Genomic DNA, 23,743 nt, shown 5'->3' on the forward strand with positions numbered 1-23,743 from the left:
ATTGCCGGAGGGGCGGGCCACCAGGTCCGCCCCTCCTCCCTTGTTCGCTCAGCGCAGTTCCGTGCGGAACGCCACCGGCGTGGTCCCCGTGTGGAGTTGGAAGAACTTGGAGAAGTTCGCCGCGTCGGGAAAGCCGACGGCCACGCCCACCCGCCCGATCGGCAGGGAGGTATGGGCCAGCAGCCGCTTCGCCTCCAGGACCACGCGCTTGTCGATGAACCCCTTGGGCGTCTCACCGGTCGCGGCGCGCACCGCGCGGACAAGGGTGCGCCGGGAGTAACCGAGCGCGTCGGCATACGCGCTGACGCTGTGATTGGTCGCGAATCCCTTCTCGACCGCGTCCCTGAACAGGGTGAACGTGGTGTCCGTCCGGCCGCGCGCCGCCTCCGCCGAACTCGTCGCGAGATGGGAGAGGCGCAGCAGGAACGCCGTGAGGGAGTGGCGCAGCACCGAGGTGTGCACACCTATCGGGAGGGTCGCCGTGTCCTCGTACTCGCGGCCCAGTTGCGCCAGGGCCGCCTGGAGACCCGCGAGTCGGGGAGCGTCCGGGCGGAGCAGCGGGGGCAGGTCGTAGCGGTAGAGGCCGGTCGCCTCGACCGTGGCGCGGGGCAGGAAGCCGGGTTGCATGGTGAGGACGGTGCCGTGGTACCCGCTGGTGCGGGAGAAGCGGTGGACCTGACCGGGGCGGATCCACAGCAGGTCGCCCGCCGCCACCTCGTACTCGGCGAAGTCGATCATGTGGGTGACCGGGCCCTCGTCGAACAGCATCACGATGTGGAAGTCGATGCGATGGACGCGCTCCAGCGGGGCGTCGTCCTCGTGCCAGGTGCGGTCGGGTGACATCGGGCCGACCTGCATGCCCACGCCCAGGACGCTCAGCCCGACCGGGAAGGGAAACGTCCTGATGCCGTCGCCGTCCCGGAGAGTGTCCTGGCCGGCGCCTTGGGTTGTTCTGTCCGCCATGTCCTTCTCTTGCCGACTCGGCCCCGCTGTCCGTGTCCCACTTTCACCAAAGGGTGACACACAGGCACCTGGCCCCGTAAAAGTCAGACTTTTAAATTTGAACACGCCCGAGCACTTCGTAGCGGTTCGCACCGCCCTATCGAGGATTTCTTGAAGATGAGTACGCAGACATCCGACAGCCTCCAGTGGACCGATCTCGACCGACGTGCCGTCGACACGGCCCGTGTACTCGCAGCTGACGCCGTGCAGAAGGTCGGCAACGGGCACCCCGGCACGGCGATGAGCCTGGCCCCCGCCGCGTACACGATCTTTCAGAAGGTGATGCGACACGACCCCGCGGATCCCGAGTGGACGGGCCGCGACCGCTTCGTCCTCTCCCCGGGGCACACCTCGCTGACCCTCTACACCCAGCTGTTCCTGTCCGGGTACGAGCTGGAGCTGGACGACCTCAAGGCCTTCCGGACGCACGGTTCGAAGACCCCGGGTCATCCCGAGTACGGCCACACGGCCGGCGTCGAGACCACCACCGGGCCCCTCGGCCAGGGCGTCGCCAACGCGGTCGGCATGGCGATGGCCGCCCGTTACGAGCGCGGCCTCTTCGACCCCGAGGCACCGGAGGGCGAGTCTCCGTTCGACCACACCATTTGGGCGATCGTCTCGGACGGCGACCTGGAGGAGGGCATCTCCGCCGAGGCCTCCTCGCTCGCCGGCCACCAGAAGCTCGGCAACCTCGTCTTCGTCTACGACGACAACCACATCTCCATCGAGGGCGACACGGCGACGGCGTTCTCCGAGGACGTGCTCAAGCGGTACGAGGCGTACGGCTGGCACGTCCAGCGGATCGAGCCCGAACTCGGCGGCGACATCGACGTGAGCGCGCTGTACACGGCGCTCAAGGAGGCGCAGGCCGAGACCGCGCGCCCCTCGATCATCGCGATGCGCACGATCATCGCCTGGCCCGCCCCGAACGCCCAGAACACCGAGGCCTCCCACGGCTCGGCCCTCGGCGCCGAGGAGATCGCGGCCACGAAGCGTCTGCTGGGTTTCGACCCGTCGCTCTCCTTCGAGGTCGCCGACGAAGTCCTCGCCCACGCCCGCCAGGCCCTCGACCGGGGCGCCGAGGCGCACGCGGCCTGGGACAAGCGGCTCGCCGAGTGGCGCGGCACCAACCCCGAGCGGGCGCAGCTGTTCGACCGGGTCGTCGCAGGTCAGCTGCCCGAGGGCTGGGAGGACGCGCTGCCGGTGTTCGAGGAGGGCACGTCCGTCGCGACCCGCGCGGCCTCCGGCAAGGTGCTCCAGGCCCTCGGCCCGGTCCTGCCCGAGCTGTGGGGCGGCTCGGCCGACCTGGCCGGCTCCAACAACACGACGATCGACAAGACGTCCTCCTTCCTCCCGGCGGGCAACCCGCTGCCGGAGGCGGACCCTTACGGCCGTACCGTCCACTTCGGTATCCGTGAGCACTCGATGGCCGCCGAGATGAACGGCATCGCCCTGCACGGCAACACCCGTATCTACGGCGGCACCTTCCTGGTCTTCTCCGACTACATGCGCAATGCCGTACGGCTGTCGGCGCTGATGCAGCTGCCCGTCACCTACGTCTGGACGCACGACTCCATCGGGCTCGGTGAGGACGGCCCGACCCACCAGCCGGTCGAACACCTGGCCTCCCTGCGCGCGATCCCGGGCCTGAACATCGTCCGCCCGGCCGACGCCAACGAGACGTCCGTCGCCTGGGCCGAGATCCTCAGGCGGCACGCCACCCACCCGGCCCCGCACGGCCTCGCCCTCACCCGTCAGGGTGTACCGACGTACGCCAGGAACGAGGACGCCGCGAAGGGCGGCTACGTCCTCCGCGAGGCCTCCACCGGAACCCCGGACGTCGTCCTGATCGCCACCGGCTCCGAGGTCCAACTCGCCGTCGCCGCCCGCGAAGCGCTGGAAGCCGAGGGTGTGGGTACCCGCGTGGTGTCGATGCCGTCCGTGGAGTGGTTCGAGGAGCAGCCGCGCGAGTACCGGGAGAGTGTCCTGCCGCCGTCCGTGAAGGCACGCGTGGCGGTCGAGGCCGGGATCGGTCTCACCTGGTACCGGTACGTCGGTGACAACGGACGCATCGTCTCCCTCGAACACTTCGGCGCCTCCGCCGACGCCAAGACCCTGTTCGCCGAGTTCGGCTTCACCCCCGAGAACGTGGCCCAGGCCGCGCGGGAATCACTCGCCGCCGCCCGCGGTTGATCCGTTCGCCAGAAGGAAGATGATCATAGTGACCACCGAAACGACCACCACCGCGGGAACACTCAAGCGCCTCTCCGACGAGGGCGTCTCGATCTGGCTGGACGACCTGTCCCGGGGGCGCATCACGTCCGGCAACCTCGCCGGCCTCATCGACACCCACCACGTCGTCGGCGTGACCACCAACCCGTCGATCTTCCAGGCCGCCATCGGCTCCGGCGAGGGGTACGAGGAGCAGCTCGCCGACCTGGCCGCGCGCAGGGTCACGGTCGACGAGGCCGTACGGATGATGACGACCGCCGATGTCCGCGCCGCCGCCGACATCCTGCGCCCGGTGTACGACGCCACGGCCGGCCGGGACGGCCGGGTCTCGATCGAGGTCGACCCGCGGCTCGCCCATGAGACGGCGGCGACGATCGCCGAGGCCAAGCAGCTGGCCTGGCTGGTCGACCGCCCCAACGTGATGATCAAGATCCCGGCGACGAAGGCCGGTCTCCCGGCGATCACCGAGGTCATCGGCCTCGGGATCAGCGTCAACGTCACGCTGATCTTCTCCCTGGAGCGCTACAACGAGGTCATGGCCGCCTATCTGGCCGGTCTGGAGAAGGCGCAGGCCAAGGGCCTCGACCTGGCGGACATCCACTCCGTCGCCTCCTTCTTCGTCTCCCGTGTCGACTCCGAGATCGACAAGCGCCTGACGGCCCTCGGCACTGCCGATGCCCTCGCCCTCAAGGGCAAGGCGGCGCTGGCCAACGCGCGGCTCGCGTACGAGGCGTACGAGGATGTCTTCGAGGGTGACCGCTGGACCGCCCTGGGCGGCGCCCGCGCCAACAAGCAGCGTCCGCTGTGGGCCTCGACCGGCGTCAAGGACCCCGCGTACAAGGACACCCTGTACGTCGACGAGCTGGTCGCGCCCGGCACCGTCAACACCATGCCGGAGGCCACCCTCAATGCCACCGCCGACCACGGTGACATCCACGGCGACGCGGTGAGCGGCGGCTACGCCCAGGCCCGTGCCGATCTCGCGGCCGTCGAGGGTCTCGGGATCTCGTACGACGAGGTCGTGAAGCAGCTGGAGGACGAGGGCGTCGCGAAGTTCGCGGTCGCCTGGAACGACCTGCTCGACGCCGTGACGAAGTCGCTGAACAGCAAGGGAGTTGACGGGGAATGACCGAGGCACCGACTCTGCCGGCCGCCGACATCGAGGCGACCGCCGGCATCGAAGCAGTTGTCGAGGCAGCCGCCGACTGGGAGAACCCGCTGCGCGACCGCGGCGACCGCCGGCTCCCCAAGATCGCGGGGCCGTCCGGGCTGGTCATCTTCGGGGTGACCGGTGACCTGTCCCGCAAGAAGCTGATGCCGGCCGTGTACGACCTCGCCAACCGTGGTCTGCTGCCGCCGGGCTTCTCGCTCGTCGGGTTCGCCCGCCGGGACTGGGAGGACGAGGACTTCGCGCAGATCGTCCACGACTCGGTGCGCGAGCACTCCCGTACGGAGTTCCGCGAGGAGGTCTGGCAGCAGCTCGCCGAGGGCATGCGGTTCATTCCCGGCGACTTCGACGACGACCAGGCGTTCAAGCAGCTGCGCTCGGCGGTCGAGGAACTGGACGCGTCCCGGGGCACGAGCGGCAACTACGCGTTCTATCTCTCCGTACCGCCGAAGTTCTTCCCCAAGGTCGTCCAGCAGCTGAAGAAGCACGGGCTGGCGAAGGCGCCGGAGGGTTCCTGGCGGCGCGCGGTCATCGAGAAGCCGTTCGGGCACAACCTGAAGAGCGCCCGCGCGCTGAACAAGGTGCTGCACGACGTGTTCGACCCGGAGCAGGTCTTCCGGATCGACCACTACCTCGGCAAGGAGACCGTCCAGAACATCCTGGCGCTCCGCTTCGCCAACCAGATGTACGAGCCCATCTGGAACCGGTCGTACGTCGACCACGTACAGATCACGATGGCCGAGGACATCGGCATCGGCGGCCGGGCCGGGTACTACGACGGCATCGGGTCGGCCCGTGACGTCATCCAGAACCACCTGCTCCAGCTCATGGCCCTCACCGCCATGGAGGAGCCGCTCGCCTTCGACGTCGACTCGCTGCTGACCGAGAAGCTCAAGGTCCTGAAGTCGGTGAAGCTGCCCGAACACCTGGGCGAGCACACCGTGCGCGGGCAGTACGCGGGCGGCTGGCAGGGCGGTGAGCAGGTGCTCGGCTATCTCGAAGAGGACGGCATCAACCCGAAGTCCAGCACCGACACCTACGCGGCCGTCAAGCTGGAGGTCGACAACCGCCGCTGGGCGGGCGTCCCGTTCTATCTGCGGACCGGCAAGCGGCTCGGCCGCCGGGTCACGGAGATCGCGGTCGTCTTCCAGCGCGCCCCGCACTCCCCGTTCGACTCGACGGCCACCGAGGAACTCGGCGCGAACGCGATCGTCATCCGCGTCCAGCCCGACGAGGGCATGACCGTGCGCTTCGGTTCCAAGGTCCCGGGTACGTCGATGGAGATCCGGGACGTCACGATGGACTTCGCCTACGGCGAGTCCTTCACGGAGTCCAGCCCGGAGGCGTACGAACGGCTCATCCTGGACGTCCTGCTCGGCGACGCCAATTTGTTCCCCCGTCACCAGGAAGTGGAAGAGTCCTGGAAGATCCTCGACCCGATCGAGGAGTACTGGGGCACGCACGGCAGGCCCGCGCAGTACGCCTCGGGCAGTTGGGGCCCGCAGGAAGCCGACGAGATGCTCGCACGAGACGGACGGAGCTGGCGCAGGCCATGAAAATCGACCTCACCGACACCACGGCAAGCAAGATCAACAAAGCACTGGTGAAGGGGCGACGCGCCATCGGCACCCCTGCCGTGGGCATGGTCCTGACGATGGTGATCGTCACGGACGAGGAGAACGCCTACGACTCGATCAAGGCGGCCGAGGAAGCCTCGCACGAGCACCCCTCGCGCACCCTGGTCGTCATCAAGCGGCACGCCCGCAGCCCGCGCGACCGCACCAACTCCCACCTCGACGCCGAGGTACGGGTGGGCGCGGACGCCGGCACCGGCGAGACGGTCATCCTGCGGACGTACGGCGAGGTGTCCGACCACGCCGACTCGGTCGTCCTGCCGCTGCTGCTGCCGGACGCGCCGGTCGTCGTCTGGTGGCCGGTGGACGCCCCCGAGGTGCCCGCCAAGGACCCGCTGGGCGCCCTGGCCCAGCGCCGGATCACCGACATGTACGCGGTCGAGAAGCCGCTGATCGCGCTGGAGGCCCGGGTGCGGTCGTACGCGCCCGGCGACACCGACCTGGCGTGGACGCGCCTCACCCCGTGGCGCTCGATGCTCGCGGCAGCCCTCGACCAGGCCCGTACGAAGATCATCTCGGCGGCCGTCGAGAGCGAGGCCGAGAACCCGAGCGCCGAACTGCTGGCCCGCTGGCTCGGCGCCCGCCTGAAGGTCAAGGTGGACCGGGTCGTCACCCCGGGCCCGGTCGTCACGGCCGTCCGCCTCGGCACCGACAAGGGCGAGATCGTCATCGACCGGCCCGAGGGCCCGCTCGCGACGCTCACCCTGCCCGGCCAGCCCTCCCGCACCCTCGCGCTGAAGGTGCGCCCCACCTCCGAACTGATCGCCGAGGAACTGCGCCGCCTCGACGCCGACGAGATGTACGCCGTCGCGCTGCGGGGCAACGGCACCAAGGAGACCCCCAGCCATGTCTGACTCCTCTGACTCCCCCAGGCTCACCCGGCGCCCCGAGTGGACCGCGCTGGAGGACCACCGCTCCGACGCGCTCCCCCAGCCGCAGCTGCGTGAGCTGTTCGCCGCCGATCCCGGGCGCGCGGAGCGGTACGTCGTGCGGGTCGGCGATCTGCACATCGACTACTCCAAGCACCTGGTCACGGACGAGACCCTCGCCCTCCTCCAGGAACTCGCCGCCGCCACCGATGTGTTCGGGCTGCGGGACGCCATGTTCCGGGGCGAGCGGATCAACATCACCGAGGACCGCGCGGTGCTGCACACCGCGCTGCGGGCACCGCGCGACGCGGTCGTCGAGGTCGACGGGGAGAACGTCGTACCGGCCGTGCACGCGGTCCTGGACAAGATGGCGTCCTTCGCGGACCGGGTGCGCTCCGGCGAGTGGACCGGGCACACCGGCAAGCGGATCAAGAACGTCGTCAACATCGGCATCGGCGGCTCGGACCTCGGTCCCGCGATGGCGTACGAGGCTCTGCGGGCCTTCACCGCACGGGAGTTGACGTTCCGGTTCGTGTCGAACGTCGACGGCGCAGACCTGCACGAGGCCGTGCGGGACCTGGACCCGGCGGAGACGCTCTTCATCATCGCCTCGAAGACGTTCACGACGATCGAGACGATCACCAACGCCACCTCGGCCCGCTCCTGGCTCCTCGCGGGTCTCGGCGGCGAGGAGAAGGCGGTCGCCAAGCACTTCGTGGCGCTGTCGACGAACGCCGACAAGGTCGGCGACTTCGGGATCGACACGGCGAACATGTTCGAGTTCTGGGACTGGGTCGGCGGACGGTACTCGTACGACTCGGCGATCGGCCTGTCGCTGATGATCGCCATCGGCCCGGACCGCTTCCGCGAGATGCTGGACGGGTTCGCGCTGGTCGACGACCACTTCCGGACGGCCCCGGCGGAGGCCAACGCGCCTTTGCTGCTGGGCCTGTTGGGGATCTGGTACGGGAACTTCCTCGGCGCCCAGTCGCACGCCGTACTGCCGTACTCGCACTACCTCTCCAAGTTCACGGCCTACTTGCAGCAGTTGGACATGGAGTCCAACGGCAAGTCGGTCGACCGTGACGGGCTGCCGGTGGAGTGGGAGACCGGACCGGTGGTCTGGGGCACGCCCGGCACCAACGGGCAGCACGCCTACTACCAGTTGATCCACCAGGGGACGAAGCTGATCCCCGCCGACTTCATCGGCTTCGCCGAACCGGTCGCCGAGCTGGGCGACGAACTCAAGGCGCAGCACGACCTGTTGATGGCCAACTTCTTCGCCCAGACACAGGCGCTGGCCTTCGGCAAGACACCGGAGGAGGTTCGGGCCGAAGGGGTCCCGGAGGAACTGGTCGCCCACAAGACGTTCCAGGGCAACCACCCGACGACGACCGTGTTGGCGCGCGAGCTGACTCCGTCCGTGCTCGGCCAGTTGATCGCCCTCTACGAGCACAAGGTGTTCGTCCAGGGCGCCGTCTGGAACATCGACTCCTTCGACCAGTGGGGCGTCGAGCTGGGCAAGGTCCTCGCCAAGCGGATCGAACCCGCGCTCACCGCCGGGGCCGATGTTCCCGGCCTCGACTCCTCCACCGCCGCCCTCGTGGCCACGTACCGCACTCTTCGTCACGCTCAGGAAGTGAACTGACATGCAGCTTGGTCTGATCGGTCTCGGCAAGATGGGCGGCAACATGCGCGAGCGCATCCGCCGTGCCGGCCACACCGTCATCGGCTACGACCGCAACCCCGAGGTCTCCGACGTGGCGAGCCTCGCCGAACTGGTCGAGAAGCTCGAAGCGCCGCGCGTGGTCTGGGTGATGGTCCCGGCGGGTGCCGCCACCCAGTCCGTCGTCGACGAGCTGGGCGAGCTGCTGGAGTCCGGCGACACGGTCGTCGACGGCGGCAACTCCCGCTGGACGGACGACGAGAAGCACGCCGAAGAGCTGGGCACCAAGGGCATCGGCTTCGTCGACGCCGGTGTCTCCGGCGGTGTGTGGGGCCTCCAGAACGGCTACGCCCTGATGGTCGGCGGCGACAAGGGGCACGTCGAGCGGCTCCACCCGATCTTCGAGGCGCTGAAGCCGGAGGGCCCGTACGGCTATGTCCACGCGGGCAAGGTGGGCGCCGGGCACTTCTCGAAGATGGTCCACAACGGCATCGAGTACGCCATGATGCAGGCCTACGCCGAGGGCTGGGAACTCCTTGAGAAGGTCGACTCCGTCACCGATGTGCGCGAGGTCTTCCGGTCCTGGCAGGACGGGACGGTCATCCGGTCCTGGCTGCTCGACCTCGCGGTCAACGCCCTTGACGAGGACGAGCACCTGGAGCGGCTGCGCGGGTTCGCGCAGGACTCCGGCGAGGGCCGGTGGACGGTCGAGGCGGCCGTCGACAACTCGGTGCCGCTGCCCGCGATCACGGCCTCGCTCTTCGCCCGGTTCGCGTCCCGGCAGGACGACTCCCCGCAGATGAAGATGATCGCGGCGCTGCGCAACCAGTTCGGCGGTCACGCCGTCGAGTCCAAGGAGTAGAAAGCCGTGGGTGACCTTCTCCTGGTCCGCCACGGCGAGACGGAGTGGAGCGCGTCGGGCCGGCACACCAGCTGGACCGACCTGCCCCTCACCCCGCACGGCGAGGAACAGGCCAAGTCCCTCGCTCCGCTCCTCGCCGGACGGATCTTCGCGCGCGTCCTGACCAGCCCGCTCCGCCGCGCGGTCCGCACCGCCGAACTCGCGGGCCTGTCCGGGGCGTTGACCGACCCCGACATGCACGAGTGGGACTACGGCGGGTACGAGGGTGTGACGACCGCCGAGATCCATCGCACCCGGCCCGACTGGTACCTGTTCACGGACGGCGTCACGCCGGGCCCGGACGGGCACCCGGGCGAGTCGCCCGACGAGGTGGGCCGGCGCGCGGACCGCGTCCTGACCCACCTCAAGGACGCACTCGAAGAGGGTGACGTGGTCCTGGTGGCCCACGGGCACTTCCTGCGCGTGCTGACAGCCCGTTACCTCGGGCTGCCGGCCGCCGACGGAAGGCTGTTCCAGCTCGCCACGGCCACGGTCAGCAGGCTCTCCACGGAGCACGACCGTCCGGTGGTCGCGGAGTGGAACTCCCGCCAGGGATCGGCTGGTTGAGCCGAACGTTCGGATCGGCGGGCTGAAGTGGCGATCGGGCCCGGGGCGTTGTCCCCGGGCCCGATTGACATGTGTGTCGGGGGCGCGTCAGAGTCGCCCCGGTGGAGATCAACGAGCTGACTGCGGCCGAAGCACAGGTGTGGCAGGCCTTCCGCACGGGTGAGCCCGTGGACTTCCGTGAGGCGGGCGGCGACAACGCGGCCGACGGCGCCGACTGGGGACCGGAGCGGACCGTACGCGCCCCGGTGCTGCGGACCCTGCTGCTCAGCACCCCGCAGGAGGACGGCGAGATCCCCAGACTCAGGCTCTCGGGCGCCCGCATCACCGGGCATCTGAACCTGATGTACGCGATCGTGGACCACCCGCTGCATCTGCGGTACTGCCACTTCGACGAGTCGCCCGACCTCTACGGCACCCGGCTGCGTCAGCTGAATCTGCGTGGCTCGGTGCTCCCTGCGGTCAACCTCGCCAGTACGCGCATCGACGGTCCGCTGCGCATGACCAACTGCCGGGTGCGGGGACCGGTGCGACTGGCCGGTGCGGAGATAGCGGGCGCGCTCTTCATGGACGGCGCCGAAGTCACCACATCCGACACCTCCGTGGCGGTGCTCCAGCTCCATCAGGCGGTGCTCGGCGACGGGTTCGCGGCGCCGGGACTGCGGGTGCGGGGCGAGGTGCTCCTCGACGGTGCCACGGTGGGCGGGTCGATCAATCTGGAGGGCGCCGAGCTGAGCAATCCCGGCGGCCACGCCCTGCGCGCACAGTCCCTCGAAGTGCGGGCCGACGTCCGGGCGCGGAGACTGCGCGCCGAGGGCGGGATCGACCTGCGCGGCGCCCGCATTCCGGGGCGGCTCGACCTCATGTGGTCACGGTTGTCGAACCCCGACGGCATGGCCCTGCGGGCCAGCAGTTCCACCATCGGCGAGTTGTGGCTGTTCCGCAGCGAGCCGCTCGACGGCACCCTCCATCTCCGCCGCGCCCGCATCGACGTCCTGGGCTTCGAACCGGAGGTCGTACCGGGCGAGGCGCTCTTCAACAACCTCAGCTACACGGCATTTACCCCGTACGAGCCCGCAGAGCGTCGGATCCCCCTACTGGAACGCGACGGCGACGGCTATATCTCCCACTCCTACGAACAGTTGACCGCCGCCTACCGGCATATCGGCGACGAGGCGTCGGCCCGCAAGGTCCAGCTCGCCACGCTGCGTCGCCACCGGACCACCCTGCCCTGGCTCGGCCGGGTGTGGGGCCACCTCCAGGACCTCACCGTCGGCTACGGCTTCCGCCCGCTGCGCGCCGCCGTCTGGCTGCTGTCCCTGCTGGCGGCCGGCTCGATCGCGTACGCGGCACACCATCCGCGCCCGCTCAAGGCGTCCGAGGCCCCGGAGTTCAACCCCGTCTTCTTCACTCTGGACCTGCTCCTCCCGGTGATCTCCTTCGGCCAAGAGGGGGCCTTCGCGCCCGCGGGCGGGTACCAGTACCTGTCGTACGTCCTCATCCTGACCGGCTGGATCCTGGCGACGACGGTCATCGCCGGTGTGAGCAGGAGTGTCACCCGGCAATAGCGGTGCGGGACAACTCCCTTTACCGGACCGGGCGTTGTGCGTGCTGAGCGGCGAGCCGCACGGGTGCGTTCTGGGCGCCGTAGCCCTGGTAGCCGCCGTCGCGCTGGACCAGTTCGAAGAAGACGCGGCCCACGGTCCGGGTGTAGCAGTGCCTGAACTCGCCCTGTGCGTCGCGGTCGTAGAGGATGCCGAGTTCGCGGTAGGTCGCCAACTCGCCCTCGGGAAACTCGTATCGGGCCGCGAGGTCGTCGTAGTAGTTCGCGGGCATCGGGAGCAGTCGGCCCCCTGCCGCCCGGAAGCGCCCGGCGGCGGCGACCACGTCGTCGGTGGCCAGCGCGATGTGCTGGGCGCGGGTCTCGGCCTCGGTGGGTGCGGGGCCGACGGCGAGCGCGATCCGTACGCTGCCACCGGAGTTGGTGACGGCCCGGCTGCGGAAGAGGCCGTACGGGTCGGCGACGTCGACGCTCTCCCGGCCGTTCAGGCCGAGGACGCTGCTGTGGAAGAGGGCGGCCTCGTCGAAGTGGTGCCAGGGCTGGGTGAGGGCGAGATGGTCGATGCGGCCGACGCCGGGCTCGGCTGTCTCCAGGGTCTCGAAGTCGGTGCGCCAGTCGGGGAGTTCGGGGCGGTCCGTGGCGCAGAAGAAGAGTTCCGTGCCGTCGGGGGCGGCCACCGCGTCGAGCGGGGCGTCCTCGGGGGCGCGGCGGCGGGGCAGGACCGGGGCGAGGAGAGCCTCTGCCCTGCGGGCGGCGCCTGCGGGGTCCGGTGACTCCAGGCCGACGGCGGCGAGCCCGGTGCCGTCACGGCGGGCGGACGGTCCGGTGTTGACGAGGATGCGGGCCTCCCCGCGCTCCCAGAGGTCGACGGGCTTGCTGCGATGGCGTGCCGTACGGGTGAGGCCGAGCGCGCCGAGGACCGCCGAGACGGGCTCCGCGTCCGGGGTGACGAGTTCGGCGAAGGCGATGCCGGTGGGGACGACGGGCTCGGGCAGCGGGGCGAGGCCGATGCTCTCCTGGAGGACGAGGAGGGAGCGCCGGGCGTCCACGGCGGTCGGTCCGGCCTCGGCCTGCCGGAAAACGTCGTTGAAGACTTCGAGGGAGAGCGGTCCGTCGTATCCGGCCCTGATGACGTGCTGGAGGAGGCCCGCGACGTCGAAGCCGCCCTGCCCCGGGAAACAGCGGTAGTGGCGGCTCCACTGGAGCACGTCCATGGCCAGCAGGGGTGCGTCGGCCAGTTGGAGGAAGAAGATCTTCTCTCCGGGGATGTCCTCGATGCCCTTCGGGTCCGAGCCCCGGGAGAGGATGTGGAAGCTGTCGAGACAGGTGCCGAGCGCGGGATGGCCGGCCGTCTCGACGATGCTCCAGGCGTGGTCGTACGTACTGACGTGCCGTCCCCACGCAAGCGCCTCGTAGGCGACGCGGACGCCGAACTCCTGCGCCAGGTCGGCCAGTCGGCTCAGCTGGGCGGCGGCGAGGGCGTCGTCGTCGAGGGCGAGCGGGGAGACGCTGGAGCAGACGAGCACGGTGTCGGTGCCGAGCCGCCGCATCAGCTCGAACTTGTGCCGGGCGCGACGCAGATTCCGGGCGAACTCGTCCTCGGGCACGGCCTCGATGTCACGCATCGGCTGATAGAGATCGATGGTGAGACCGAGATCGGCGCAGCGCGCCCGGATCTCCTCGGGCGAGAGCGGGCTGGCGAGCAGATCGTTCTCGAAGATCTCAACCCCGTCGAACCCGGCCCGCGAGGCGGCGGTGAGCTTCTCGGTCAGAGAGCCACTGAGCGACACGGTGGCGATGGATGTACGCATGGGCCCACTCCTTGAAGATGCCTGTACTACAGCGCCCCTTCAGGGGCGCGGGGAACTGCGCGACCAGCCACAACCAACCCGCAGCCGCCACACCACCTAGCCCACCGAGCTCTCCGCAGCCCCAGCCAACTCCGCGATATCAGCCAACATCCGCCCGCCATCAGGCTCACGCCCAGTAAAGAGACGGAACGCATCCGCAGCCTGAAACACAGCCATCCCACCCCCGTCCAAAGCGGCGCAGCCAACCGCGCGTGCCGTACGCAACAGCTCCGTCTCCAACGGCCGATAGACCACCTCGGCCACCCAAAGACCCGCATGGAGCAGCTCGGCCGGGAAAGGCAACCCGGGGTGGGCGGCCATCCCGGTGGGCGTCGCGTGGACGATGCCGTCGGCCCGGCCGATGAGCGCCGCCAGCCGGTCAGGGGTCGCGGCGGTCGCCCGCCCCGCACCGAAGTGCCGGTTCAGGGAAGCCGCAAGATCAGCCGCCCGGTCGGGCAACGCGTCCACGACGGTCACCTCCCCCGCGCCGAGCGTGAGCGTGGCGTGCGCGACGGCCGCGCCCGCCCCGCCCGCACCGAGCTGCACAACCCGCTCCAGCGGAGCGTCGGGCAGCCCACGCGCAAAGGACGCGGCGAACCCGGTCACGTCCGTGTTGTGGCCGATCGCGCGGCCGTCCTCGAAGACCACGGTGTTGACGGCGCCGAGCGCCTCGGCCTGCGCGTCGAGCCCGTCGAGGTGTTCGATGACGAGCTGCTTGCAGGGGTGCGTGATGTTCAGCCCGTCGAATCCGAGGTCCCGTGCGGCCCGTACGAGATCGCCGACCGCCTGCGCCGGAACGCCCAGCGTGTCGATGTCGATGAGCCGGTACAGATAGCGCAGCCCCTGCCGGTCGGCCTCCCGCTCGTGCAGCGCGGGGCTCAGTGACGGACCGATGCCGGAGCCGATGAGCCCGACGAGAAACGAGTCCTTGGCCACGACCGACCTCCACTAATGTACGAACTAGTACGTTAGCTATATCAGCATCACCGGGCCACGGGGAAGCCCCTCGGTGTGCTTCTAGAATTCACGGCACTGGCCCCTCGCCCGAAGGAACCCGATGACCAGCGTCGAAGAACCGGCACACAACGGCGGGCGCATCCGCGACGCCGTCCGCACCAAGGCCGAGATTCTCGACGTGGCCACCAAGGAGTTCGCCCGGGCCGGTCTGGCGGGGGCCCGGGTGGACGAGATCGCCGCCCTCACCCGCACCACCAAGCGGATGATCTACTACTACTTCGGCGGCAAGGAGCAGCTGTTCACGGCCGTCCTGGAGCGCGCGTACACGGTGATCCGGCAGGCCGAGCAGGACCTCGACGTCGAGCATCTGGACCCGGTCGCGGCCATCCGGCGCCTGGCGGAGCTGACCTTCGACCACCACGAGGCGCACCCCGACTTCATCCGCCTGGTGAGCATCGAGAACATCCACGAGGCCCAGCACATCGCCGGCTCGGAGCAGCTCGGGCGGATCGGCTCGCCGGCACTGGAGGTGATCCACCGGATCCTGGAGTCGGGCCGCAAGTCGGGCCTGTTCACGGCCGACGTGGACGCCGTGGACCTGCACGCCATGATCAGCTCCTTCTGCTTCTTCCGGGTGGCCAACCGGCACACCTTCGGCGCGCTGTTCGGCCGCGACCTGACGGCCCCTGACCAGCGGGAGCACTACCGGACGATGCTCGGCGACATGGTCATCGCCTATCTGACGGCGGACCGTACGGCCTGAGGACCGGCGGAAAGATCCTTCGGCACGACCTCTTGACACCCGGGAAACGTGAGCGCAACATCCGTAGCCAACCGCTACTAACTATCCAGTGGGTTAATTAGCCGGGCAGCGGCAGCTCCCGGCACGGCCGTCCCATCACCCCCCGGGATCCGGCACTTCTCCCCTCCGCTCACTCCGCCTACGTTGGAGTTCCCTCGAAGGAGCACGCCGTGTCCGTCCCCGCAGCACCCCTCGACGCCCCACCGGGCGGCCAGCCAAGGAAAGCCGCCACGGCCGCCTGGATCGGCAGCGCCCTGGAGTACTACGACTTCTTCATCTACGGCAGTGCGGCTGCCCTGATCTTCCCGAAGATCTTCTTCGACGACTCGGACCCGGCCACCGCGACGCTGCTGTCGCTCGGCACCTTCGGTGTCGCGTACGCCGCCCGCCCGGTCGGCGCGCTCTTCCTCGGCCACTTCGGCGACCGTCTCGGCCGCAAGAAGATCATGGTCTTCACGCTGATCCTGATGGGCGTCTCGACGTTCCTCATCGGCTGTCTCCCCACCCGCGACCAGGTCGGCACCCTCGCCCCGGTCCTGCTCGTGCTCTGCCGTGTCCTCCAGGGCATCTCGGCCGCCGGCGAGCAGGCCAGCGCGAACTCCATGACCCTCGAACACGCGCCACCGGGCCGGCGCGGCTTCTTCACCAGCTTCACCCTGAGCGGCACACAGGGCGGTCAGCTCCTGGCCACCCTCGTCTTCATCCCGATCGCGGCCATGCCGGAGGACCAGCTGCTGGCCTGGGGCTGGCGCATCCCGTTCTGGCTGAGCATCGCGGTGGCCGTCGTCGGCTATGTCATCCGCCGCAAGCTGGAGGAGACCCCGGCCTTCGCCCAGCAGGCCGCCTCCGAGGGTGTCGTGAAGCTGCCGCTGCTGATCCTGCTGCGCGAGCACTGGGCGGACGTCCTGCGGGTGATCGCGGGTGCGCTGGTCGCCTCGGTCTCGACGATCTTCACGGTGTGGGCGCTGGCGTACGCGACCAGCGACGCGGTGGGCATGGACCGCTCGTCCATGCTGTGGGTGGCCGCGCTCGCCAACCTGGTCGCGCTGGCCGCGATCCCGCTGTGGGCGACGCTGTCCGACCGCATCGGCCGCCGCCCGGTGTTCCTGGCCGGCGCCGCGGGCAGCGGGGTCATGATGTTCGTCTACCTGTGGGCGATCTCCACGGGCTCGTACCCGCTGATCCTGGTCCTCGGCATCATCACCTTCGGTGTGGTCTACAGCGCCGCGAACGGCATCTGGCCCTCCTTCTACGGCGAGATGTTCTCGACCCGGGTTCGTCTGTCGGGCATGGCGATCGGCACGCAGATCGGCTTCGCCGTCGCCGGTTTCGCGGTCACCTTCGCCGCGGAGATCGCCGGCCCTGACGGGGACGACTGGTTCTCCGTCGCGCTGTTCACGGCGGCGCTGTGCATCCCGCCGGTGCTGGCCGCGATCACGGCGCGCGAGACGCACCGGGTGCCGACGGAGCGGCTCGGTGAGCGTGGCGCCGAGAACGTCGCGGAGCGCGCGACGGTCTCCGCCTGATCCTCTCCCCCCAAGTCCCCGAACAGCCCTGGGCTGTCCGGGGACTTGGTCATTTCCATCCAGAGTGCCCCACTTGACACCTGCTTGATACCCGTCGCATGGTTGACAGTTGACGTTTCACGCAACAACATCGGCCAAAACGAGCACAAAAGAACAGAGCCTCCGCGCGTACCGGCCGATTTCAGGGGCGGCCGGTGCGCGCGGTTCCGCGGTTGACTTATCGTTGCCCGATCACAGGCGCGAGAGGCGGGCGGGCGAGGGAGTGTCGGGGGCCGGGTGGATACGGGTGCCGGTCGGGGACGACTCGGCACGCTGGGCCACGCGGGGCCGGAGCCTCAAGGTCCTGCTCGTCGTCCACAACGTGACCTCGGCGACCCGACTCCTCGACATAATGCCGCTCTTCGACGACGACTTCAGGGTCCAACTGCTCGTGACCTGCACGGAGTCGTCGGCGTTCAGGTCGGGGGTCGATGAGTTGCTGGCGGGGACGGGGGTGCCAGTGCTGCCGTGGGAGCAGGCGGTCGAGACTCCGGTCTCGTTGGCTGTCTCGGCGAGCTTCGGCGGTCAACTCTCGGACATTATCGGACACTTGACTATATTGTCCCACGGAATCGGATACACTAAGAGGCTGACGACACCCAACACCCAACACCCAACGGCGGGCGGCGGGAGTTCGGAAGTCGGCGGGCCGGTTTTCGGGATGTCGCCCGAGTGGTTGCTCGACGAGCACGGCGTTCCCGTCGCGGACGCGCTCGTCCTCTCACATCCGGAGCAGTACGCGCGACTGCGCGCCGCCTGCCCCGAGGCGGCGCCCACTGCGGTGCTCGCCGGGGACCCCTGCTGGGACCGCATCCTCGCGGCGCGCCCGTACCGCGAGCGCTATCGCCGGGCCCTCGGTGTCAGGACGGGCCAACGACTGGTACTCCTCAACTCCACCTGGAACCCCGAGTCGTTGTTCGGCGACGGTGGCGGGGACGACGTCCTTCCGTCGCTCCTCCCCCGGCTGGCCTCGGAGTTCCCGGCCGACGAGTACCGGTTCGCGGCCGTGCTGCACCCCAACATCTGGCACGGCCACGGCCCCGGGCAGATCCGCGCGTGGCTCGACCGCGCACAGCGCGCCGGGCTCGCACTGATCGACCCCCTGCACGGCTGGCGCCAAGCACTGATCGCGGCCGACGCGGTGATCGGCGACCACGGCTCGGTCACCTACTACGCGGCGGCCCTGGGCACCCCCGTTCTGCTGGGCGCCGCTCCCCTCGTCGGCCTCGCGCCCGACGCCCCCGTCCACGACTTCGTGCGCGACGCCCCACGTCTCGACCCGGCACTCCCGTTGCGCATCCAGCTGGAGCGGGTGGTCCGCGACCACCGGCCCCGCCCCGAACCCGCCGAGTTCATCAGCTCCGTACCCGGCGAGTCGGCCACCCGGCTGCGCCGCCTCTTCTACGACGCCCTCGGCATCCCCGAACCGGACGAACCCGCCCTGCTCGAACCGCTCCCCCTGCCACCGTACGAACCCCCTTCGCACACCGTGCCGTTGCTCGTACTCACCCGCTTGCTGGGCGCCTGCGAGATCGAGGTCACCCGGTACGCCGGACCGCACCCGCCCGCCGACAGCACCGGCGAGCTGCACACGGCCGCACATGAGGACACGCGCGAGACCCACCAACTCGCCCTGGCGGACGTGGTGTTCCGGTACGGCGAACCGGACGACGCCCGCTTCGGCTCACCGGAACAGTGGACGACGGAGGCGTTGTCCCTGCACCCGCAGTGCGCGATGACCGCCTACGTCAGCGCCCCCGGCGACTGCACGGTCCGCACCCGCGACGGCGAACTCCTGTCCCTGCACGCCGAGTCGGGTGCGGACGCCGACCCGTCCTCCTACGCCTCGGCCCTGTACGCATGGCTGGCCGCAGGCAAGTCCCTGGACGAGCTGATCGCCCAGGGCCTGACAGTACGAACGGGCGGGGTCGCCCACCGGGCCACGGTCACACGACGCTGACGCACGGCTGGCGCAACGTGCACAGGTGGGTCAGGTGGTGGCTGCCAGTCTCATGGCCAAGGCCCGCGAACTCCGCACCGACCAGGCACGTTTCAGCGAAGCCGATGCGTCACCGAACCCCAGTCACCCGCCGCACCCGCGACCTCCGCAGGCCGACCAGACAATGGCCGACAACCTCCCGACCGAGGGCCTCGATCACCACCTCGACCAACGGCAGCGCAGCCACAACCTCCCCGCCGCCCAGGCACGTTACGGCGAGGCAGGCGCCCGCCCCACCTCAGTCACCCGCGGCTCACGCACCGCTCCCGCAGCCTCCGCAAGTGGGCCAAGTGGTAACCGGCGTTCTCCTGGCCCAGGGACGCGATCGCCTCCTCGACCAGGGGCAGTGCTGCCGTGAACTCCGCTTCGTCGAGGTGCGTTTCGGCGAGGTCGGTGAGGGTGCGGGCGGTGTTGTACGCCTCGCCGGTGGCCCGGAAGAAGCACAGTGCCTGTTCCAGGTGGTCGCGGGCCTCCTCGCGGCGGCCGAGGCCCCGTAGTGCGCGGCCCCGGTGGCGCTCCAACAGGGCGCGGGCGCGTGGGAGATCGGCGGCGCCCTCGTCGGTGGGGCCGATGCCGTCGAGGATGCGGTACGCCTCGTCGAAGCAGTCGTGTGCCTCGGTGAAGCGCCATTGGCGTAGGCGGAGCAGGCCCAGGAACTCGACGGCGGAGGCGTGGCCGCGCGTGTGGCCGGCGGCCTGCTCATCCCGGGCCGCCGCAACGGCCTCCGGTTCTGCCTCGTCCCAGCGGCGCAACTCCGTGTAGGTGTGCGCCAGTTGGGCGTGCAGGGAGCCTGCCGTTCGGCTGCCCGGGAAGTGGGCGTCGGCGGTTCGTGCGCCTGCCTGGAGTGCGGGGAGCAGGATGTCGTGGTGGCCTGCCTTGAGTTGGAGCGGCCACAGTGCCTGGCACAGGCGTACGACGGTGTCCCAGTCGTTGAACTCCTCGGCCGCGCACACCGCTTGGACCAGGTTCTGTGCCTCGGCGGTGAGAGCGGCGACAGCTGTGCCCCGGTCGCCGTACGAGATCGGCGAGGTTCCGGCGGGGACGCGCCAGCTCTCCGGGAGGGCGGCCTGGGCGGCGCCCACCGCGAGGTGGAGATAGTGCTCGACCGTGCGGGTGACGGCCGCCGAGCACGCGGCGATGCCGTCGGTGGCGGCGGCGGTGCGCTCGGCGTGGGCGCGTACTGCCGGGCGGTAGCGGTAGCGGCCGACCTCCGTGGGGTCCAGGAGCAGCGCGGCGGCCAGTTCTTCGAGGAGGCGGGTCGCGTCCGCCTCGTCCAGGTCGGCGGCCCGTGCGGCTGCGGCGGCGTCCAGGGCAGGCCAGGCGTACAGGCCTGCCAGGCGGTAGAGACGGGCTGCGGCAGGGGGCAGCAGGCGGTAGGAGTCCTCGGCTGCCCTGCCCACCGCGTCCCGGGCCGGATCGGCGGCGGGGCTCTCAGGGGAGGGGACCTCTGCGGTCAGGCGGGGCGCCGCTGCCCGTAGGGCGTACGGGGAGCCGGCGCAGCGGTCCAGTACGCCGGGCAGGGTGGCGCGGGCCGCGCCGATCGCCGGTTTGCCGACCAGGTCGGTGAGCAGCTGCTTGGCATCCTTGCGGGCCAGGGGGCCGACCGGGACGCGCAGCGCGTCGAGACCGGCGAGCGGCTGCCGGGCGACGACCACGGTGACGACGCCCGGGGCCGAGGTGAGCAACGCCCTTACCTGGCCCGCCGATTGGGCGTGGTCGAGGACCAGGAGGAGCCGTCGGTCGCTGAGGCAGCTCCGGAAGAGGTCGGCTCGGTCGGCTGCGGCGGGCGGTATCTCCTCGTCGGGCAGACCGAGTTGGCGCAGGAGGGTGCCGAGGGCGGCGTCTGGTCCGAGGGTGCGCAGATCGGCGTAGAGCTGTCCGTCGGGGAATCGGGCCTGTTGCCGCCAGCCCCAGTGGATGGCGAGGGTGCTGGTGCCGATGCCTTCGGGGCCGTGCAGCAGGGCCAGCCGGGGGCGGCCGTCGAAGGCGCGGGTGGCCTCCTTGTCCAGGGCCTTCAGCGCTTCCTGACGGTCCGTGAAGAAACGCGGAGAGGCCGGCAGTCCGGGCCGACCCGCGAAGGTGCCGGACATGGCGCCCTGTGCGGGCACACCCTGGGCGAACAGGGTCCAGGCGCGGGCGAGTTGGGGGTCGTTCCGCACTCGGTCGTGGACGAGGTGGGCGACCTCGGTCAGCTGTCCGGGGGTCGTGGGTGCGACGACTTCGCGCCCCGCGATACGGCGGACCACACCTCCGGCGGACTCCCACGCCCACCGTCCGGCCTCGTTCGCCATGCCCGATCCGACGGCTCCGAGTACCGCACCGATGGCGCCCATCGACATCGGATCCATGATCCCGTGCCCTCCCCGTCTCCCGTGCCCAGCACGGCCGTTGTGCCGCCTTGTGGATCAACCCTAGCGGCAGAACGGACACCCTGACGGAGGGTCAGCCACCCTCGTTCGCTCAGCGAGGCGGAATCCCGTACGCCCTCTCCACCCTGATCCGCAGCACGAGCCGCCCATCCCGGACCATCGCCGTGCGGTAGTCGTCCCAGTCGGGATGCTCGCCGCGCACGGCCCGGTAGAGGCGGATCAGCTCCTCGACCGTCTCGTCGTACGGGTCCCGCGCCACCGGCGTCAGGTCGGCCGTGCCCTCGACCACGGTGTACGCCCAGCGGTCGTCGCTGGTCACGTGGTAGGAGACGCGCGGGTCCCGGCGCAGGTTGCGGGTCTTGGCGCGGGTGTCGGTGAGGGAGACGCGGACGGTGCGTTCGTCGGGGTCGTAGGCGTGGTTGACGTTCGAGAGCTGGGGGCGGCCGTCCGCCTTGAGGGTCGTCAGTACTCCGCCGGCGTACTCGGAGAGCAGCTTGAGGAGCGCGTCCTGCGTGTCGTCCTGAGTCATGTCTTCATCAACGGTGCGCCCATGCGACTCCATTCCGAGCTGCGCCCGCTTGAGCGCGGTAGACACTGTCTACCGCGCACTGGTAGACAGTGTCTATGAGTGACTCCCTACGCACCCGCCTGATCGATGTCGGCGTCGACCTGGTGACCACGGAAGGCATCCACGCGCTCACCCTCCGGGAGATCGCCCGCCGCGCCGGCGTCTCCCACGGCGCCCCCCGCCGCTACTTCCCGACCCATCTGGAGCTGCTGTCGGCCATCGCCCGCCGTGGCTTCACCGAGCTGGCGGCCAGGGGCGAACGGGCGATCGAGGAGAGTCGGTACGGGACCGGCGGTTCGGCGGGGCCCCGGGAGCAGATCGCCCTGCTCGGGCGGGTGTACCTCGACTTCGCGCTCGCCAACCGGGGCATGCACGAGCTGATGTTCCGTCACGATCTGCTGGAGAGCGACACGTTGGGGCTGCGCGAGGCCAGTCTGCCCGTCTTCGCGCTGCTGGTGGATCTCGTCGGGCAGGTCCGGCCGGATGCCGACGCCCGGCTCGTCTCGGGCGCGTTGCTCGCGAACCTCTACGGCATCGCCCAGCTGTGGGCCTGGGGCAGCCTCCAACTCACCACCGGGGCCGACGACTTCGTACCCCTGCTGCGTACCGCCCTCGACGCGCACCTCGGGCCGGAGGAGCGGTGAGCGCGCATCGACGGGTCACTTTCGCAAGCAGTGTGATCGGGGCGGTGGTCGTCGCTCTCGACGGCACCGTGCTGACCATCGCGCAGCCCACCCTGCAACAGGACCTGCACGCCTCCTTCGCCGAGGTCCAGTGGACGAGCACCGGGTATCTCATCGCGGTCGCGAGTCTGCTGGTGTTCGCCGGACGGCTCGGGGACCGGTACGGGCATCAACGACTGTTCGCCATCGGGGTGTTGGGCTTCGGGGCGGTGTCGGCGGGCATCGGGGTCGCCTCCGGAGTGGGCTGGGTGATCGGACTGCGCGTCCTCCAGGGCGTGTTCGGCGCGCTGCTGCAACCCGCCACGCTCGGGATGCTGCGCGCCGCGTTCCCGCCCGACCGGCTGGGGATGCCGATCGCGTGGCGGACCAGTGCGATCGGGGTGGCCGCGGCGGCCGGTCCGCTGGTGGGCGGGGTGCTGGTGACCCACCTGGGCTGGCGGTCGGTGTTCTTCCTCAATGTCGTACCGGCGCTGGTGCTGGGCGTCCTGGCGTCGGTCGTACGCGCTCCGGGCCCGCCTCCGTCTCCCGAGGCCGGACGTGCGCGGCTCGACCTCCCCGGTGCCGCCCTGCTCGCGCTGGCCCTCGCCGGCCTCGTGCACACGCTCGTCGGTGTTCCGGAGCACGGCTGGAGTGCGTCAGCCGTCCTCGGGCTGCTCACGGCGGCCGGCGCGGGCCTGCTCCTCGTACGCCATGAGCGGCGTGCCGCCGATCCGCTGTTGCCGCCGGAGGTGCTCGGGTCGGCGGTCGTGGGGGCCGCTCTGAGCATTCTCGTGGCCGCGTCCGCTGCGATGTTCGGCACACTCTTCGTGGCCAGTTATGTGCTCCAGGACGAGCTGGGCATGGACCCGTTGCGGACGAGTCTGGCCGCGCTGCCGGGTGGCGCGGCGATGGTGCTGGGGGCGCCGGTGGCCGCCGTGCTGCTGCGTCGCTACGGGGCCCGGCGTACGACCGTGGCCGCGCTGGCGCTGCTCGCGCTCGGGGTGCTCGTGCTGTTCCGGGCGGCCGGGACGGGGGCGGTCGGCGGTGGATTCCTGCTGCTCGGAGCGGGTTTCGGCACCGTGATGGTGACCGCGACAGCCGTCGTCGTACGGCATGTGGCGGCCGAGTCGGCGGGGGTGGCGGGCGGGTTGCAGCAGACCGCGATGAACGTCGGACCGGTCCTCGGGGTGGCCACGGCGGCCACGCTCGCCACCGTCACCGGCGGGCTGCGGACTGCGTTGCCCGTGCTCGCGGGTATAGCGGTCGTAGGGCTTCTGGGCACCCTGAAACTGCCGGATCTTGGTGATCGCAGGGCGACGGCCACCCACTCTCTGCGTCACCATGGGGGTTCTGAGGCCTGAGGTGGTCCTGTCG

Annotated in this window: 18 protein-coding genes; 13 read left to right on the top strand and 5 right to left on the bottom strand. The window is 70.2% G+C overall.

Features of this window, described 5'->3' with window-relative positions; genetic code table 11:
• Positions 1 to 48 precede the first annotated feature (48 nt).
• Positions 49 to 963, bottom strand: a complete 915-nt coding sequence (locus OG787_RS06470) for a helix-turn-helix domain-containing protein (RefSeq protein WP_369031779.1) — start codon at positions 961 to 963, stop codon at positions 49 to 51.
• Positions 964 to 1,119: 156 nt separating this feature from the next.
• Here OG787_RS06470 and tkt point away from each other — a divergent pair, with 156 nt between their 5' ends.
• The 8 genes from tkt to OG787_RS06510 all read left to right on the top strand — a co-directional run bounded on the left by tkt (position 1,120) and on the right by OG787_RS06510 (position 11,604).
• Positions 1,120 to 3,195, top strand: a complete 2,076-nt coding sequence (gene tkt, locus OG787_RS06475; RefSeq protein WP_369031778.1) for a transketolase — start codon at positions 1,120 to 1,122, stop codon at positions 3,193 to 3,195.
• A 19-nt stretch (positions 3,196 to 3,214) separates the two neighbouring features.
• Positions 3,215 to 4,363 (top strand): transaldolase, encoded by a 1,149-nt coding sequence (gene tal / locus OG787_RS06480; protein ID WP_405534536.1) that lies wholly within the window; start codon positions 3,215 to 3,217, stop codon positions 4,361 to 4,363.
• Positions 4,360 to 5,958 carry a glucose-6-phosphate dehydrogenase gene (gene zwf, locus OG787_RS06485; protein WP_405534537.1) on the top strand — a complete coding sequence of 533 codons (1,599 nt, stop codon included), beginning with the start codon at positions 4,360 to 4,362 and terminating at the stop codon, positions 5,956 to 5,958. The genes tal and zwf overlap by 4 nt, the downstream gene beginning before the upstream one ends.
• The gene (gene opcA / locus OG787_RS06490; RefSeq protein ID WP_369031775.1) at positions 5,955 to 6,890 is read left to right on the top strand and encodes a glucose-6-phosphate dehydrogenase assembly protein OpcA; all 936 of its coding nucleotides are present in this window, start codon (positions 5,955 to 5,957) and stop codon (positions 6,888 to 6,890) included. The genes zwf and opcA overlap by 4 nt, the downstream gene beginning before the upstream one ends.
• Positions 6,883 to 8,553, top strand: coding sequence for a glucose-6-phosphate isomerase (gene pgi / locus OG787_RS06495; protein WP_369031774.1), 1,671 nt, complete (start codon positions 6,883 to 6,885; stop codon positions 8,551 to 8,553). Before opcA ends, pgi begins: the two co-directional genes overlap by 8 nt.
• A 1-nt stretch (position 8,554) precedes the next feature.
• A complete protein-coding gene (gene gnd / locus OG787_RS06500; protein ID WP_369031773.1) occupies positions 8,555 to 9,433 on the top strand; it encodes a phosphogluconate dehydrogenase (NAD(+)-dependent, decarboxylating) in 879 nt (292 codons plus the stop codon).
• 6 nt (positions 9,434 to 9,439) lie between these two features.
• The gene (locus OG787_RS06505) at positions 9,440 to 10,039 is read left to right on the top strand and encodes a histidine phosphatase family protein (protein WP_369031772.1); all 600 of its coding nucleotides are present in this window, start codon (positions 9,440 to 9,442) and stop codon (positions 10,037 to 10,039) included.
• A 101-nt stretch (positions 10,040 to 10,140) separates the two neighbouring features.
• A complete protein-coding gene (locus OG787_RS06510; RefSeq protein ID WP_405534538.1) occupies positions 10,141 to 11,604 on the top strand; it encodes a membrane-associated oxidoreductase in 1,464 nt (487 codons plus the stop codon).
• Positions 11,605 to 11,623: 19 nt separating this feature from the next.
• On the opposite strand, the gene OG787_RS06515 is transcribed toward OG787_RS06510, so the two are convergent.
• Together OG787_RS06515 and OG787_RS06520 are read right to left on the bottom strand one after the other, a co-directional pair.
• Entirely contained in the window at positions 11,624 to 13,408 is a 1,785-nt protein-coding gene (locus OG787_RS06515) for a bifunctional sugar phosphate isomerase/epimerase/4-hydroxyphenylpyruvate dioxygenase family protein (RefSeq protein WP_405534539.1), read from the bottom strand.
• A gap of 96 nt (positions 13,409 to 13,504) precedes the next feature.
• Entirely contained in the window at positions 13,505 to 14,383 is an 879-nt protein-coding gene (locus tag OG787_RS06520) for a shikimate dehydrogenase (RefSeq protein WP_369031769.1), read from the bottom strand.
• A gap of 121 nt (positions 14,384 to 14,504) precedes the next feature.
• On the opposite strand from OG787_RS06520, the gene OG787_RS06525 reads away from it, so the two are divergent.
• From OG787_RS06525 to OG787_RS06535, 3 genes are all read left to right on the top strand, one after another.
• Complete coding sequence (locus tag OG787_RS06525; RefSeq protein WP_369031768.1) at positions 14,505 to 15,167, top strand: TetR/AcrR family transcriptional regulator; 663 nt, start codon at positions 14,505 to 14,507, stop codon at positions 15,165 to 15,167.
• Positions 15,168 to 15,376: 209 nt separating this feature from the next.
• Positions 15,377 to 16,732, top strand: coding sequence for an MFS transporter (locus OG787_RS06530; RefSeq protein ID WP_405534540.1), 1,356 nt, complete (start codon positions 15,377 to 15,379; stop codon positions 16,730 to 16,732).
• Positions 16,733 to 17,018: 286 nt separating this feature from the next.
• Entirely contained in the window at positions 17,019 to 18,731 is a 1,713-nt protein-coding gene (locus tag OG787_RS06535) for a hypothetical protein (RefSeq protein WP_405534541.1), read from the top strand.
• 281 nt (positions 18,732 to 19,012) lie between these two features.
• Here the strand turns inward: OG787_RS06535 and OG787_RS06540 are convergent, their stop codons facing one another.
• Together OG787_RS06540 and OG787_RS06545 are read right to left on the bottom strand one after the other, a co-directional pair.
• On the bottom strand, positions 19,013 to 21,118 hold the full coding sequence (locus tag OG787_RS06540) for a tetratricopeptide repeat protein (protein ID WP_405534542.1): 2,106 nt from the start codon (positions 21,116 to 21,118) through the stop codon (positions 19,013 to 19,015).
• Between the two features lie 112 nt (positions 21,119 to 21,230).
• On the bottom strand, positions 21,231 to 21,668 hold the full coding sequence (locus OG787_RS06545; protein ID WP_369031764.1) for a PPOX class F420-dependent oxidoreductase: 438 nt from the start codon (positions 21,666 to 21,668) through the stop codon (positions 21,231 to 21,233).
• A 95-nt stretch (positions 21,669 to 21,763) separates the two neighbouring features.
• Here OG787_RS06545 and OG787_RS06550 point away from each other — a divergent pair, with 95 nt between their 5' ends.
• Both OG787_RS06550 and OG787_RS06555 read left to right on the top strand, forming a co-directional pair.
• The gene (locus OG787_RS06550) at positions 21,764 to 22,351 is read left to right on the top strand and encodes a TetR/AcrR family transcriptional regulator (protein ID WP_369031763.1); all 588 of its coding nucleotides are present in this window, start codon (positions 21,764 to 21,766) and stop codon (positions 22,349 to 22,351) included.
• The gene (locus OG787_RS06555) at positions 22,348 to 23,730 is read left to right on the top strand and encodes an MFS transporter (protein WP_405534543.1); all 1,383 of its coding nucleotides are present in this window, start codon (positions 22,348 to 22,350) and stop codon (positions 23,728 to 23,730) included. The genes OG787_RS06550 and OG787_RS06555 overlap by 4 nt, the downstream gene beginning before the upstream one ends.
• Positions 23,731 to 23,743: the final 13 nt, after the last annotated feature.

The sequence above is a fragment of the Streptomyces sp. NBC_00075 genome, from assembly GCF_045041225.1.
Lineage (GTDB): Bacteria > Actinomycetota > Actinomycetes > Streptomycetales > Streptomycetaceae > Streptomyces > Streptomyces adonidis.

Excerpts from the sequence above, each read along its gene's own strand:
- OG787_RS06470 (WP_369031779.1), bottom strand. The coding sequence starts at position 963 with ATGGCGGACAGAACAACCCAAGGCGCCGGCCAGGACACTCTCCGGGAC.
- tkt (WP_369031778.1), top strand. The coding sequence starts at position 1,120 with ATGAGTACGCAGACATCCGACAGCCTCCAGTGGACCGATCTCGACCGA.
- tal (WP_405534536.1), top strand. The coding sequence starts at position 3,215 with ATGATCATAGTGACCACCGAAACGACCACCACCGCGGGAACACTCAAG.
- zwf (WP_405534537.1), top strand. The coding sequence starts at position 4,360 with ATGACCGAGGCACCGACTCTGCCGGCCGCCGACATCGAGGCGACCGCC.
- opcA (WP_369031775.1), top strand. The coding sequence starts at position 5,955 with ATGAAAATCGACCTCACCGACACCACGGCAAGCAAGATCAACAAAGCA.
- pgi (WP_369031774.1), top strand. The coding sequence starts at position 6,883 with ATGTCTGACTCCTCTGACTCCCCCAGGCTCACCCGGCGCCCCGAGTGG.
- gnd (WP_369031773.1), top strand. The coding sequence starts at position 8,555 with ATGCAGCTTGGTCTGATCGGTCTCGGCAAGATGGGCGGCAACATGCGC.
- OG787_RS06515 (WP_405534539.1), bottom strand. The coding sequence starts at position 13,408 with ATGCGTACATCCATCGCCACCGTGTCGCTCAGTGGCTCTCTGACCGAG.
- OG787_RS06525 (WP_369031768.1), top strand. The coding sequence starts at position 14,505 with ATGACCAGCGTCGAAGAACCGGCACACAACGGCGGGCGCATCCGCGAC.
- OG787_RS06540 (WP_405534542.1), bottom strand. The coding sequence starts at position 21,118 with ATGGATCCGATGTCGATGGGCGCCATCGGTGCGGTACTCGGAGCCGTC.
- OG787_RS06545 (WP_369031764.1), bottom strand. The coding sequence starts at position 21,668 with ATGACTCAGGACGACACGCAGGACGCGCTCCTCAAGCTGCTCTCCGAG.
- OG787_RS06550 (WP_369031763.1), top strand. The coding sequence starts at position 21,764 with ATGAGTGACTCCCTACGCACCCGCCTGATCGATGTCGGCGTCGACCTG.